Below are 13482 nucleotides of genomic sequence, written 5' to 3'. Positions count from 1 at the left end.
CCACCACGGTTGCGCGCGATCTCCATGGCGGTGATGCCCACCATGTAGCAAAATGGCGAATGGATCGCGATAATCGCATAGTTGGCCTCGAGCGCGGACACCCCGTAGGCGCGCTCGGTAATCGGCAGCCCCAACAAGAGCGAGTTGGAAAAGAGGCAGCAGAACCCGATCGCCACGCTGTCTTCCCAATCCCGCCCGAAAAGGTAGTGCGCGCCCAAAAGTCCCGCCGTGAATCCGGCCAGAGCGCCGGCATAGAAACTGCCCAGCAAGGCAAGATCAAAGTTCTGTTCCAGATCAAGGGTCGAAATGGCACGAAACAGCAGGCAGGGAATAGCGAAGCCTTGGGTGAATTTCATCAACCCATCAACGCCACTGTCGCTGAAATATCCCTTCCAGACAGCAATATAACCAAAGCCGATGACCAAAAAAACCGGCAAGATAACGTCAATCAACGCGGCCATTGCGGCTCCTTCGTGGGTGCTGTCAGGCTTTGGGTGCGGGCACGGTAACAGTCATGCCGTCATAGGCGGGGTCAATATGATCGGGGGTTTCCGCCGCGACCGTCGCATAATCGAGGTCGTTATGCATGTTGGTCAGGATCGCGCGGTGCGGTGCGGCTTTCTCGATCCACTCCAGTGCCTTGGCCAGATGCACATGAGATGGATGCGGATCGCGGCGCAGGGCATCGACGATCCAAAGATCAAGCCCCGCCAGCATAGGCCACACATGATCGGGAATATCCGATACATCGGGCAGATACGCCACATCGCCTATCCGAAAGCCCAAGGCGTCTATCCTGCCGTGGGGCACCTGGAACGGGCGCAGCACAATATCGCCCCCTGCCCCGCTGATCGTGATATCACCTTCGATCTCGTTCAATTCGCAGATCGGCGGATAGGATGACCCTTTGGGCTGGGTAAAAGCATAGCCGAACCGCCGTGTCAGGTCATTGCTGGTGTCACCATCAGCCCAGACCTGCAAGCGTTCACCCTTGTTGAAAACGATCATGCGCAGGTCATCGATGCCATGCACATGGTCGGCGTGGCCGTGTGTGTAGACGACGGCATCCACTTCACCGACCTCGGCGGCCAAAAGCTGGGCACGCATATCAGGCGACGTATCAATCAGCACCCGCGTGACCCGATCGCCACTGGTGCGGCTGACAAGCAGGGAACACCGGGTCCGCATGTTTTTGGGATTTGACGGATCACATGCGCCCCAAAGCCCGCCAAGGCGCGGCACCCCGCCCGAAGACCCGCAGCCCAAAATCCGGAAATGGAGCTGGTCATTCATGCGGCGGCTTTCCAGAACAGCCGTTCGAAATTCGCCGTCGTCTGTTTGGCAAATTCCTCATAGGACAGGCCGAAGACCTCAGCCCCGACTTTCGCCGTGTGCGCGGTATAGGACGGTTCGTTGCGTTTGCCCCTGAAGGGTGGTGGTGCAAGATAAGGGCTGTCAGTCTCTACCAGAATACGATCCACAGGGGCAGCGGCGAAGATATCGCGCAAATCCTGACTTTTGGGGAAGGCTGCAATGCCTGACATCGACAGATAGAAACCCATCTGGAGGGCCACTTCTGCCAAAGCCGCACTACTGGAAAAGCAATGCATGACGCAGGTATAGGCACCCTTTTCAAATTCTTCTTGCAGGATACGGGCCATGTCATCATCCGCCGCGCGCGCATGGATGATCAGGGGCAGCTTGGTCTCGCGCGCTGCGGCGATGTGGATGCGCAAGGATTGCTGCTGAATTTCGGCGCTTTCCGCTGTGTAGTGATAATCCAGTCCCGTTTCGCCAATCCCGACAAATTTCGGATGATCCGCAAGTGCTACGAGGTCTTCGAGGCTGACCAATGGCTCTTGCGCCGCACTCATCGGGTGGGTCCCTGCGGCGTAAAAAACCGGATCATATGTTTCTGCAATCGCCCGCACTTGCGGTTCCAGACGCAGCTTGGTGCAGATCGTGACCATGCGCGTCACGCCAGCCTCCAGCGCGCGCGCGATCAGCGCGTCCCTCTCACCATCAAAATCGGGGAAATCTAGGTGGCAGTGGCTGTCAACGATGGTTGCTTGGGTCATCTCGCGGCTTTCAGGCTCGGGGCGGTCGCTTGTGCCGTCTCTTCTATCTTGAAAACCATATCAAGGATCAGCGCGGCAGGGTCAAGGTTCACCGCGCGCCCGTGTCGCGAACGGTCGGTCAAATCCTGCTGAAGCTGGGCCCATCGGCGCGCTGTCCGGTCATCGGGCGCGATACGGGCCAGAAGTCGGGCTTCGCCCGGGGCACCTTGCGCAGAGGGTTCGCCCAACAAACCCGCGCGGGCCGCACGTGACAGGAACAGATCAATCAAATCCAGCGTCATGCCGAAGCGCACATCAGAGCCGCGCCCGACACAAGCGTCCGCCAGTCTCAAGGCCGACGGGCGGTCGATCCGCGGCAATTTATCGAAGGTCTTGACCAGTTCCGCATAGAGCGCCAAGCCGTCGTGGTTCAGCAACCGGATGGCATCACCCGCAGAGCCTCCGGCCAAAGCTGCAAGGCTTTCGGTCTGATCAGATGGATGACCTGCCTGTGCAAGCGCGCCTTGCAGATCGTCCGCATTCAGCCGCATACAGCGCAATTCGCGGCACCGCGACCGGATCGTGGGCAGCAGGCGCGAGGGCTGGTGCGCGATCAACAAGATTGTGCAGTTTGCGGGAGGTTCTTCGAGTTCTTTCAGGATTGCATTCGCGGCATTGCGGTTCAACTCGTCGGCGGCATCGACAATGACGACACGCCGCCCGCCATCGGCCGCAGACATCTGGAAAAAGGTCTTGAGGTTCCGCACCGCATCTACAGTGATGTCTGTTTTCAGCTTCTTGGTCTTGTCGTCCCACGGGCGGCGGATCACCGAAAGGCGCGGGTGTGCGCCTGACTGGATCAGGCGTGCGTCAGGATGTTCAGGATCGACTTCCAATGAAGGATCGTCAAACAGCCCTGCTTCCTGCCCGGCAAGAAGAAATGTTGCGATCTTCCATGCAAGCGTGGCCTTACCCACCCCGCGCGGCCCGGTAATGAGCCACCCCGAATGGAGGCGCCCTGCCCCGAAAGCATCCAGAAAATCCGCTTCGGCCTTGGCCTGCCCATACAGAACGCGGGTCTCGCGCGGGTGAGGCGCACCTGCAATCCGGTCTGGCTCTGGGATATCATCGTCGCTCATGCGTAGGCTGCAATTTCGCTGGCGATCTGGTCAGGCGTGCGGTTGCCGTCGATCAGGATGCAGCGCTCTGGGTTGGCATGGGCCAAGGCGAGAAACCCATGGCGGAGGGTTTCCTGAAAGCCAAGGCCAAAATCCTCGAACCGGTCCTCGCCCGACTTGCGTGCCAATCCACGTTCCAGTGCCGTGGCCGGGTCCATGTCGATGATGAAGGTCAAGTCAGGCTCGCGCCCGATCATCAGGCTGTGCAAGCTGTCGACCATCGCGCGCAGATCGCCGCGTGTGGCCCCCTGATAGACGCGGGTGCTATCGGCGAAGCGGTCCGAAATCACGATTTTTCCCGCAGCCAACGCAGGCGCGATTGTCTTTTCCAGATGATCGCGCCGCGCCGCAGTAAACAGCAGGATTTCCGTCTCTGGCGACCATCGGTCAGGATCACCCGTCAACAGCAGTTGGCGAATGTCTTCCGCCCCGGGGCTGCCGCCCGGTTCACGGGTCAGGACCACCTCTTGGCCTTTCGCGCACAAGTGATCGGCAAAGCGCCGCGACTGCGTGGATTTACCGGACCCGTCGATGCCCTCGAAGGTAATGAAGCGAGGCTGACTCATGCCTCCCCGGCCACCTCGTCTGCGCCGCCGGGACCGTACTTTTGCCAAAGCACCAAAGCGGCGGTGCGCAGACGCGTGGCAAAACCACCACGGGCGATATCGGTCTCTGCAACCAGAGGGATACGTTTTTCGGGCAGTTCATCAAGGTTGATCACCAACTCACCCAACTGCTGACCTGCCGTGATCGGGGCTTCGATCGGGCCGTCGTAGACGACCTCAGCTTCGATGTCGCCCTGGTTCAGAACCGGCACGAGCAGAGAAAAATCCTCGGCCACGGACAAGCCGACAGTTGGAAAGTCGCCCATCCAGACATCGGCAGAGGCGATGCGCGTGCCCGCGTCGGCGATGTCCTTCTGGGCGAACTGGCGGAAGGCCCAGTTGATGATTTTGGCAGATTCTTCCGCACGCTCTTGGCGCGATTGCAAACCAGTGATCACGAAGATCACGCGGCGGCCATCCTGCTTGGCTGATCCCACAAGACCAAATCCTGCCTCTTCTGTATGTCCGGTCTTGAGGCCATCCGCCCCGAGCCCCATCGACAACACCGGGTTGCGGTTGCCCGAGTTCGACGGCACCCGGCCATCAAAGGGAAAGTCCATTTCGGCAAAGAGCGGATAGAATGTCGGGAAATCCGAGATCAGGCGATCTGTCAGAATACCAAGATCTTCCATCGACATGCGGTGCCCCGCCGCAGGCCAACCGCTCGAGTTGACGAAGGTCGAATTCATCATCCCCATCTGGCGCGCACGGTCCGTCATCAAACGGGCGAAACCGGCCTCTGTGCCGTCGGGCGACAAGGCTTCGGCCAACACCACGCTGGCGTCGTTGCCAGAGACAACAATAACGCCGCGCAACAAGTCCTCGACGCGCACTCTGTCGGTGGTATCGAGAAACATGGATGATCCGCCAAAGCTTGCCGCATGAGACGAAACTGCCAGTTCCTCGTTGATGTCCAGCCGGCCATCGGCAACAGCTTCAAATGTCATGTAGATCGTCATCAACTTGGACATTGAGGCCGGCGGCAAAGGTGTTTGCGCATTCTTTGCCAGCAGAACCGTATCCGTCGTCTGATCATAGATATAGGCGGCAGTAGCATTCGTCTCGAACGCCGCGGCCCAAGCAGGGGTGATCGCAAAAAAAGCCGTCAAGGCGAAACGGCGCACGCATCCAAATGGTCTCATGGGGCTTTCCTCTCGGTCTGGTCACTATTGAGCGCTGTCGATCACAAATGCATCGACAAAGCCCATGTCCTTGAGCCGGGCAACATCGGCGGCATCGCTCAGTGGTCCTGCAATGACGCGCCACACAGTACGCCCGCCCAGTTCTTCGGGGGTCACGGTCGCATCGATACCTGCGGCGGTGATCATCCGAGCAGAATTGTTGGCGTTTGCTTCGACACTGTAGACGCCGATCTGCGCAAGCGAACCTGCTGGCAGGGGCGCGGGTGCCGCAATCACGGATGAGACATCAATCGTCTCGGGGGTTGCAGCGGCTGTTGCCTCTGCCGCAGCGGTTGCTGCCTCGACAGCGGCAGGCAAGACCACCGCAGCGGCGGCTGCATCTGTTGCGTCAGCTTCACCTGAAACCGGCTCCAAAGGTGCCTCTTCGACTGCAACCGGCGCATCCAGACTTGCGACGACAGGGTTTTCGGCTTCTTCGACTTCCACTTCTTGGCGGCGCAAGACGACGACCTCAAGGCGGGTCGGCGATCCGGGCAAAAGGCCAAGGGCTTCGGCGGCATCCGAAGACACCTGCAAAAGCGGGCCCGGGTTTTCACGTTCACGGCGAAACAAGGCACCGATGATTTCCTGACCGCTGCCCGTGTTCCGGATCACCACGCGTTCGGGATCCGTCACTTCGGGGTGAGCCACCCAGACACCACCCAGCGACGGTCTGCCATCCCAAAGACCATCATCGGTGATTGCAAGAATATCGGGGCGTTCAACATCGATGTCGCGTTGCGGGCGCTGGTTCAAAGCGTTGGCTGGCAATGGTGCCGCCGCTGCAGCCCCTTGGGATCCGGGCATCGTAAACGCGCCATTCTCATCGCAGGCGGTCAATGCCACAATACTGGCCAATGCCATCGTAAGCGGCCATTTTCTGGCGTTCAAAATCATAAAGCCCGTCATCTTTTGCCCCTTTGATTGCCCTGGTCATTCTACAGGCATCAGCCGTTTTCAGCCGTGTTTATTACTGCTCCGCGCCCTTGTGACGGACATGATCGTACAGCACGACGCGCGTACCACACAATGGTTTGTCTGACGATAGCGCTCGACAGGACAATTTAAAAGGCTGGCGCCGATTTTGTCGGCGGAATTCCCCAAAGGCGCAAACGTGCTTTTCGAATCATAAATGACCCGCTAACAGCACGTTGTCGGAGGAGTGGCAGAGTGGTTGAATGCACCGGTCTTGAAAACCGACGTAGGTGAAAGTCTACCGTGGGTTCGAATCCCACCTCCTCCGCCACAACACTGGGTGTCGTTCATAGATCATCTAATAAATTCAAGAACTTCAGGCAATCGTTGACTGTACTCTGGGCGCGAGCCCTATTGTAATCTAAATTTATTGCTACACATCTTGCTACACAGGCGGTGATGTGGGGTTTGTGATATGCAGCTGATGATGCGGGGGAAGACGTGGCATTTGCGGCGGCGGGTTCCGGCCAAATTTGCGGTCATCGAGCCGCGGCGCGAGGTATGGGTGTCCTTGCAGACCGACTCGCGCCAGCTAGCGGCCCAAAAGGCGCCAGGGGTGTGGAAAAGTCTGATCGCGGGCTGGGAGGCGCAGCTGGCGGGCCGGTCCGACGACGGGGCCGCGCGGTTTGAAGCCGCGCGCGTGATCGCGGGCAGCCATGGCGTGAGCTACATGCCGATCCACGATATTGAACAGCTTCCGCTGGAGGCGTTGCTTGCGCGTATTGAGGTTTTGCAACGCCAGGACGGATCGGCGAACCTCGCTGCGGCCCGTGCGGTTTTGGGGGCTGTGGAGGTGCCGTCGATCACCGTATCGCAGGCGCTGGAGGAATATTGGAAACTGACGCCCGATCGGACCCGTGGCAAAAGCGAGGATCAGAAGCGCCGTTGGGTCAATCCCCGCAAGAAAGCTGTCCGGAATTTCATCGATGTGGTGGGCGACCTGCCGCTGGCGCAGATGAAACGCGCAGACTTCCTCGACTTTCGGTCCTGGTGGCTGGAACGGATCGCTGAGGAGGATCTGACGCCCAATTCAGCCAACAAGGACCTGATCCACCTAGCTGATGTGCTGAAGACAGTGAACGAGCTGAAAGGGTTCGATTTCGACCTGCCGCTACTTAAGCTGACCTTGAAAGAGGGCGACAAGAAAGAACGGCTGCCGTTCTCGGATACCTGGATCCGTGATCGGCTGCTGGCCCCGGGCGTGTTGTCTGGCCTGAACCCGGAGGCGCGGGCGATCTTTTTGGGCATGATCAACACGGGTTACCGCCCGTCGGAAGCGGCGGGATTGACCGCCGAACGCATTCGGCTGGACCACGATGTGCCCCATATTGTGATCGCTGCAGACGAAACACGCCAAATCAAGAACAAGACCTCGCGGCGCGAGATTCCGCTGACCGGCGTCAGTCTTGATGTCTTTCGCGCGTTTCCAAAAGGGTTCCCGCAGTATCGGGCGAAGCCCGCGACCTTGTCGGCGACTGTGAACAAATTCCTGCGCGAGAATGAGCTGATGGAGAGTGATGAACACGTGATGTACAGCCTGCGGCATAATTTTGAGGACCGTATGCTGCGGGGCCGGATTGACGAGCGCGTCCGGCGCGAATTGATGGGCCATTCGCTGGGTCGGCAAAAATACGGTCAGGCGGGCGGGCTTGCCTTCAAAGAGGGCGAGCTGGAGCGCATCGCCTTCTAAGGGCGGGTCTGCAGCAGGGATTTTGCGCGCTCCAACGCGGCGCGACGGGCGTCTGCCTGGTGCAGTTCCGCTTCCAGCCGCAGATATACGGGCAGATAGGCTTCGTCATGCTGGAGCAGTTCGGCGACCACGCGCATCGCGTTGGCGATGCGTTCCTCGACAGGCTGTCGAAGGATTGTTCTGCGCGAGATGGCAGGCGCGGTCCTTTGTGGCGGTGGGCGTTCAGGCTGCCTGGGGTCGTGCTGGTGGCCATGCAGGGGCACGATATGGTTGCCTGCATCACGCGTCCGGAATTCCTGGCACGCGACACGAACCTGACGCGCAGGTATGCCCGCGTCCCCGACGGACAAGACTGGCGGCGATGCAGGTGGTGCAGGAGCTGGGCGGGGTGGTTTTATAAGAGAGATCGACATGTCACCCCCTGCGCCGGATGGGCGGTGGGCGGTCTGGTGCTGTCTGATCCTAGTTTGCATCACACCTTGTGCCATTGCATTCGCGTCCCTGTCGTGCCCGTGTCCGTGCAGCGTGGCTGCCCAGCCTAAGAGGGCCGGACGGGCAACGGGTCGGGGCGTCAGGGTCAAGATACATCATGGGGGTCGTTGGAGTAGCCCCCCGAAATGCGGAACATGTGTATTCGAAATTCTTTAACGTACTGATGTTGATAGTCACTTTTTCGTTTTGAACCTGTTTGACCGCGCGTGAGCGTCGTGATCAAAGGCAGTAGGTGGCGGCATTTTTTACTGGTACTGCGCAGTGTTCGCTGTGTCTATCTGCGACGATGATCAAGTGTGGTGCTTCAAAAGCCCGCCGTGCTCATGTTCAATGATCTCATTCTTCCTTCCAGAAACCCTCATCCAGTTTTGCGCATGCGGGGCCCCCGCGGGGTGCCTGCGGTGCTTTTGTTTGGTTTGTGGGGTTGGGATAGGTTTTGAAGCGTGTGAGTGAAATGGCGCGTCATTCGGCGCGTGTGGAGGGTTGGGTTGTTTGGTTTTGGGGTCATAGAAACCAGATCAGGATCCGGACAGGAGTTGCGTGTTGTTATCCGGTGGCGGCGGGGCGTTGGTTGCAGCAGCGGGTGATGGAAAAAATGCGCCGCAGGTGAACTCCGGAGGATCGGTAATAGGGCCTTATGTCTGGACAAAGCCGACGGTTGCGACTGCCTCAAACCCGCGCCACCTATACTGCCTCAAACTGCGGCTGTCGGCAGCCACTTTGTCCGGACTAGACTCATGTTAACGGAGATATGACTCCCTGGCCGCATGCGCGCTTTGGGATAGTGGTCTGGACACTGCTCTCGCCTGCTCCTTCATGTCGCGAACGACCAGAAGATGTCCGGATCGGGCGGGATGTCGCTGTTATGGGTCTGGTCCAGACCAGTCCGGATCGGCTGCGCCGCCCGCGCGGTCTGCCGTGTCGAAGCGATTGTCAGCAGGCTGGCCTCAGGGTGTGGATCTGGTGTTGGAGAGGGCATCACGCACACGGTTTGAAGGGAGCATCATAGCCCGGCCTTCAAGCCGCGCACGACCAATACAATCAGTTCAGCCGAGGCCCCACCTTCCAGCCGTATCACGACTGAGCCCATAACAATGTCTGCCGGATCTGGACAAAGGGGCGGAGGCCTGAGGCTGTTCATCTGAGGGTTTGCCTGTATCCGCAGTGCTGACGGCGGGTCCTGCGATTGCAGGCCCTGCTACCGCATGGGCGTACTGCCCTCCCGTGACCGGTTCCTCGCCCACAGATCCAGCCGGTTCCCGGTCAGGCACCACCCGCGCAAGCAGCTCCTCCAGCGCCGGTCCGGTGAGCAGGCCTGCGGTGCAGAGCGCGCGAGCCATGTCATCCAAAACCGTTTGATTTGCGCGCAGGATGCGCAGCGCGCGCGCTTCGGCCTGCTGCAACCGGGCCTCGACGCGGGCGCGCAGGCCCGGGTCAAGCGCCAGCCGCGCCTGCGCCGCATCGGGTGTGGCCAGCCACAGAAGGCTGTCGCCCAGACCATAACTGATCTCAAGGGCGGTCGCTGTGCGGGTGGCTTTGGCAAGATCGCTTTCGACTTCACCCCCCGCCCCGGCAGATGGCTGTCCGAACACATGGCGCTCAGCCGCGCGTCCCGCGAGGTCCAGCGCCAGCTGACCTGCAAAATGCGCTGCGTCCTGGATATCGCGGGTCCTGCTGGCATGAGCAATGCCGCCATCGCTGCGCAGCGCCAGCATAGAGGGCAGCGCCACACCTGTGGCCATGCCCACCACCGCATGACCTGCTTCATGGACGGATACGCGCCAGCGCAGGGCTTGGGGCAGCGGCGGGCGCGCTGCGGCGAGCGCCTCCTCCAGATCTGCCAGGATCAGGTCGCGCCGGGCCATGCGGGCGCGGGCACGGGCAGCGCGGACCGCGGCGGCAATATCTGCCCCCGATGCCCCGACGGCCTGAACTGCCACGCCTGACAGGTCCGCATCCGGCAGATCGGACCCCAACTGCCAGCGCAGCGCGGCTGGCAGCAAGGCGAGCGTGGGATAGTCGAGCGTCACGATGTGATCAAAGCGCCCCGGCCGGATCAGCGCGGCGTCGAGCTTTTCGACATGGTTGGTCGCGGCCATGACCATGACCCCTTCATGCCCGTGGAATCCATCCAACAGGTCCAACAACGCAGTCACGATGTAGTCCGTGTAGGTGGAATTGTGGTCTCTCGGCCTTGCGCGATCCCCGAACGCGTCGATCTCGTCAATAAACAAAATACTTGGCGCCTGTTCGGCGGCGCTGCTGAAAGCAGCGCGCATGGCCTTGATCACGTCCGAGCTGCGCGCGCTCTCAGTCGACCATTGCGCCAGTGACCCTGAAACAACCGCAACCCCGGCCTCGCGGGCAATGACCCGCGCCAGCTCAGTCTTGCCGGACCCCGGAGGGCCCACCACCAGCGGACCGCGCGTCACATCGCGCCAGGCCAGACGCCCGTCCCGCCAGTCGCGCAGATCGGCGATCAGCTGCTGGACCGGTGCACGCACGCTGTCCGGCAGCGGGAACTCAGCCAAACCGAACCCTGCGTCCGGACCTGACGGGCTGAGTGTATCTTTGATAGCGCGAATGGCGCTGTCCGGATCCGGCGCTCGCAGCGCCAAGGTCAGCGCGTCGGGGCAAAGGCGCGACAGCACCACCTCTTCGGGCAAAGCCCGGAGGGCGGCGGGAGCGTTCTGGCCCGGATAGGCCATGTCCATGAGCACTGCCAGCATGGGCCGGTCAAGTGGTGCGAGGGGGTTCACCTGCGGGTGCAGATCGCGGAGCGCCTTTGGTGCTGTGCCTGCGACCGGGGTGATCAGGATCAGGGGTGTGCCTTGTTCGATGGCATCGTGGGCCTTATCGGTCAGGGCGGCGAAGGGACGGTGGCGATCGATGCTGCCCGAGTTTATGGCGTATTCGGCCAGCATCACCACCGGATCAAGTGCCGCTTCGGGCCAGATGTCATCATCGACCACGATGGCCTCCAGCACCCGCCGGACCATCTTGTCCAGCGCGGTGCTGCCTGTGCCCAGCAGGGTCAGCGCGCTCCGCGCACCAAGGGCTGCCACCATCGCCTCGGGATGCGCGAAGGTCCGGGCCAACTTCAGGATTGTCAACAGAGTTACAGGTTTTGGGTGCCAGGTAGACGGGCGTTCGGGCCTTGCGGTCGGACAGGGTGGCAGCAGATCGCCCATCGCCTCGGCCAGGGCGGCCTCGCGCTCGACCTTGTCCAGCAGGGCATCCACGCAGTCGGGACCATAGGCATCGCCCGCCGGATCCGGCTGCTCAGGATGGGCGGTGCTGCTCGCCTCATCGACCGCATTTTCTGTGGCCAAGGCCAGCCCAGAGAGATGGACACCAAGTGCAGAGCCGCTGGTCTGAGATTCAGCTGCTGCCGCGGGGTATGTGGTCCATCCAGCCCAGGTCGCGCCACGCACTGCATCAAGTAGCGAGAGGGCGAAGATCTCCCAGTCAAGCTGGGGGCCCAGGCGGGCAGCCGTCTGCGACGGGCGGGAAGATGTAGGTGCAATCGTCATGGCGATCTCCAGTGTTCAGAGAAAAAAGGGGCACGGCCCGCCGCGCAAATGCGGCGGGGGTGGTGGAAAGGCGTCCTGTCGCTTGGGATCAGGCGGACCGCGGCGGTTTGCGGGTCCGGACCGGCTTGGCAGGTGGCAACGATGCGCCGACAACCGGATGCGCGGCCTCGATCACGTCCATCAGGCGCATGATCTCGGCAAAGGCTGCCGGGGTGTAGATTTCCGACTTGGTGTTTACCACGCCCGCGTAGACTTCTGCGGGCACAACCACCTCGGGCATCAGGTGCCGCAGTTGCGCATGCGCCGCCTTTTCAAGCGCACAGGCATCATGTCCGGAAGTGATGGGAATGGTCCGAACCAGATCGACCCGTGCGGTGCGCGGCAGGCCCAACTGGTGGCGGAACCTTTTTTGCGGGTGCTTGCTAAAGCCCATCTTCAGCAAATGCAGGCCGAGCCCCGGAATCTCGATCCGGACCAAGTAGATAAAAGACGGGTGGGCATTCCACGCTCCGCCACAGCTCTGGCACTTGCACTGACCCCAGGCCAGATTGACGCGTGCCGCCCGCTGGATCTGCCCGCAGCTGTGCTGGTAGATGCGGTAGTTGGGGTTCCCATTCGGGTCCCGGCGCAGACGCACCCAACCCTGACGGCGGGCCTCAGCCTGCTCGCGGGCGATCAAGCACCGGTCGCAGCACAGATCGGTTTTTCCTGCGGCCATCCGGCTGACGAATTCAGCCTGGCGGCGTACCACATGGCCACATCCAGCGCGATACAGAGCATAGTGATGGTCGACCTTGTCGCGACGCAGGAAGATCAGACCAGCAGCCCGAGCCTCCGCGATCATTGCTGTTTCCGCACAGCCACCGCAGCGGGGCTGCGCCGTGCGCAGGGTGAAGACACGTTGTGCCGTCAGGCTGCCGCAGCTGTGGCATTCCAGCGCCACATGCAGGCGGTTGCGGATGCGGCGGCGGATGCGGAAGCCTTTTGCCTGTGCAATGGCTTTCCATTCCTGCGGCACAGGGCGGTTGTAATCGATCCAGGCGCTGGCGGGCACATGGCGCGAGCGATGGGGGACATAAAGTCGGGCCTGACGGCCGGTCACAATCTCAAAGGGCACCCCGCGAACGGCAGGACGGGACTTTTTTACGACGGTGGAGGTCTTGGGCATGGGCGTTATCCTCATTAGACAAAAGGGGAGATCGGGCGCGGGCGGACCCGCGCCAAATGGACGTGAAACAGGATGGGTGGAGAGTGGTCAGGCAGTCGGGGCCGCCGTATACGCATCGTCGTCATCCGGGCCATGATCGGTCCAGTCTGCGGCGCGGGCGTCAAAGACATCCTCCAGCGCCAACCACACCTCCAGCGCGTCCAGCGCCGCGTTGATCTGCGCATTGATGGCGCGGGAGCGGGGAACTGTCCCCGCGATCAGAAAGGCCCATCGGCGCAGCCGGGCATGTGCCCGCAGGCGCGTCACCGCGTCCGGATCGACCGTTTCCATGACCTTGTGGAACAGCTGTGCCACCCGGACCAGCGCGCGGTCGGGCTCGCCGGTCACGCCGCTTTGCGAAGACGCCTGCGCAGCTGCCAGTACCGACTGACAGGCGGACTTGCTCACCGCCAGCGACGCATCCGCCGCCGTGATCCAGGCATCCACTGCCGGATCATGACCCGGAAATCCTGCCAGATCCCGCTCATCAGCGATCATCTGCGGCAGGCTGGCCAGAAAGGCCGTGAAGAGCGCGACAATCGACACCGTGCTCACAGGGGCTTT

The 13482-nt window shown here is 61.3% G+C and carries 13 protein-coding genes and 1 tRNA gene; 2 read left to right on the top strand and 12 right to left on the bottom strand.

All coding sequences use genetic code 11. The annotated features are described in order from the left end of the window. The 7 genes from R6T97_RS11265 to R6T97_RS11235 form a co-directional block, all read right to left on the bottom strand. Window positions 1–461: AEC family transporter (locus tag R6T97_RS11265; protein WP_410349385.1), on the bottom strand; the 461-nt coding region annotated here is incomplete at its 3' end. Between the two features lie 22 nt (window positions 462–483). After that, the gene (locus tag R6T97_RS11260; protein ID WP_410349384.1) at window positions 484–1293 is read right to left on the bottom strand and encodes an MBL fold metallo-hydrolase; all 810 of its coding nucleotides are present in this window, start codon (window positions 1291–1293) and stop codon (window positions 484–486) included. Then, window positions 1290–2078, bottom strand: coding sequence for a TatD family hydrolase (locus R6T97_RS11255; protein WP_410349383.1), 789 nt, complete (start codon window positions 2076–2078; stop codon window positions 1290–1292). The genes R6T97_RS11260 and R6T97_RS11255 overlap by 4 nt, the downstream gene beginning before the upstream one ends. Continuing rightward, on the bottom strand, window positions 2075–3196 hold the full coding sequence (locus tag R6T97_RS11250) for a DNA polymerase III subunit delta' (RefSeq protein ID WP_410349382.1): 1122 nt from the start codon (window positions 3194–3196) through the stop codon (window positions 2075–2077). Before R6T97_RS11250 ends, R6T97_RS11255 begins: the two co-directional genes overlap by 4 nt. After that, window positions 3193–3801, bottom strand: coding sequence for a dTMP kinase (gene tmk, locus R6T97_RS11245; RefSeq protein ID WP_410349381.1), 609 nt, complete (start codon window positions 3799–3801; stop codon window positions 3193–3195). Before tmk ends, R6T97_RS11250 begins: the two co-directional genes overlap by 4 nt. Continuing rightward, complete coding sequence (locus R6T97_RS11240; protein WP_410349380.1) at window positions 3798–4982, bottom strand: D-alanyl-D-alanine carboxypeptidase family protein; 1185 nt, start codon at window positions 4980–4982, stop codon at window positions 3798–3800. Before R6T97_RS11240 ends, tmk begins: the two co-directional genes overlap by 4 nt. A gap of 24 nt (window positions 4983–5006) precedes the next feature. After that, window positions 5007–5930: an SPOR domain-containing protein gene (locus R6T97_RS11235; protein WP_410349379.1), complete on the bottom strand. Its 924-nt coding sequence runs from the start codon at window positions 5928–5930 to the stop codon at window positions 5007–5009. Between the two features lie 247 nt (window positions 5931–6177). Here R6T97_RS11235 and R6T97_RS11230 point away from each other — a divergent pair. After that, window positions 6178–6267 (top strand) — tRNA-Ser (locus R6T97_RS11230). Between the two features lie 144 nt (window positions 6268–6411). Next, on the top strand, window positions 6412–7686 hold the full coding sequence (locus R6T97_RS11225; RefSeq protein WP_410349378.1) for a DUF6538 domain-containing protein: 1275 nt from the start codon (window positions 6412–6414) through the stop codon (window positions 7684–7686). Here R6T97_RS11225 and R6T97_RS11220 read toward each other — a convergent pair. The 5 genes from R6T97_RS11220 to R6T97_RS11200 form a co-directional block, all read right to left on the bottom strand. After that, window positions 7683–8099 (bottom strand): hypothetical protein, encoded by a 417-nt coding sequence (locus R6T97_RS11220; protein ID WP_410349377.1) that lies wholly within the window; start codon window positions 8097–8099, stop codon window positions 7683–7685. The genes R6T97_RS11225 and R6T97_RS11220 overlap by 4 nt on opposite strands. Window positions 8100–8992: 893 nt before the next feature. Then, a complete protein-coding gene (locus R6T97_RS11215) occupies window positions 8993–9157 on the bottom strand; it encodes a hypothetical protein (RefSeq protein WP_410349376.1) in 165 nt (54 codons plus the stop codon). A gap of 67 nt (window positions 9158–9224) precedes the next feature. Further along, on the bottom strand, window positions 9225–11711 hold the full coding sequence (locus R6T97_RS11210; RefSeq protein WP_410349375.1) for an AAA family ATPase: 2487 nt from the start codon (window positions 11709–11711) through the stop codon (window positions 9225–9227). Window positions 11712–11799: 88 nt separating this feature from the next. Continuing rightward, entirely contained in the window at window positions 11800–12879 is a 1080-nt protein-coding gene (locus tag R6T97_RS11205; protein ID WP_410349374.1) for a hypothetical protein, read from the bottom strand. A gap of 87 nt (window positions 12880–12966) precedes the next feature. Beyond that, on the bottom strand, window positions 12967–13482 hold a 516-nt coding region (locus R6T97_RS11200), incomplete at its 5' end, for a hypothetical protein (protein WP_410349373.1).

This window comes from Yoonia sp. (genome assembly GCF_046498525.1).
Lineage (GTDB): Bacteria > Pseudomonadota > Alphaproteobacteria > Rhodobacterales > Rhodobacteraceae > Yoonia.
The sequence above is the reverse complement of the archived record's forward strand: the minus strand, read 5'-3'. Positions and strand labels throughout refer to the sequence as shown.

Bases quoted from the DNA above. Each gene is read 5' to 3' on its own strand.
- R6T97_RS11260 (WP_410349384.1), bottom strand. From the start codon at position 1,293: ATGAATGACCAGCTCCATTTCCGGATTTTGGGCTGCGGGTCTTCGGGC.
- R6T97_RS11255 (WP_410349383.1), bottom strand. From the start codon at position 2,078: ATGACCCAAGCAACCATCGTTGACAGCCACTGCCACCTAGATTTCCCC.
- R6T97_RS11250 (WP_410349382.1), bottom strand. From the start codon at position 3,196: ATGAGCGACGATGATATCCCAGAGCCAGACCGGATTGCAGGTGCGCCT.
- tmk (WP_410349381.1), bottom strand. From the start codon at position 3,801: ATGAGTCAGCCTCGCTTCATTACCTTCGAGGGCATCGACGGGTCCGGT.
- R6T97_RS11240 (WP_410349380.1), bottom strand. From the start codon at position 4,982: ATGAGACCATTTGGATGCGTGCGCCGTTTCGCCTTGACGGCTTTTTTT.
- R6T97_RS11235 (WP_410349379.1), bottom strand. From the start codon at position 5,930: ATGACGGGCTTTATGATTTTGAACGCCAGAAAATGGCCGCTTACGATG.
- R6T97_RS11225 (WP_410349378.1), top strand. From the start codon at position 6,412: ATGCAGCTGATGATGCGGGGGAAGACGTGGCATTTGCGGCGGCGGGTT.
- R6T97_RS11220 (WP_410349377.1), bottom strand. From the start codon at position 8,099: ATGTCGATCTCTCTTATAAAACCACCCCGCCCAGCTCCTGCACCACCT.
- R6T97_RS11215 (WP_410349376.1), bottom strand. From the start codon at position 9,157: ATGCCCTCTCCAACACCAGATCCACACCCTGAGGCCAGCCTGCTGACA.
- R6T97_RS11210 (WP_410349375.1), bottom strand. From the start codon at position 11,711: ATGACGATTGCACCTACATCTTCCCGCCCGTCGCAGACGGCTGCCCGC.
- R6T97_RS11205 (WP_410349374.1), bottom strand. From the start codon at position 12,879: ATGCCCAAGACCTCCACCGTCGTAAAAAAGTCCCGTCCTGCCGTTCGC.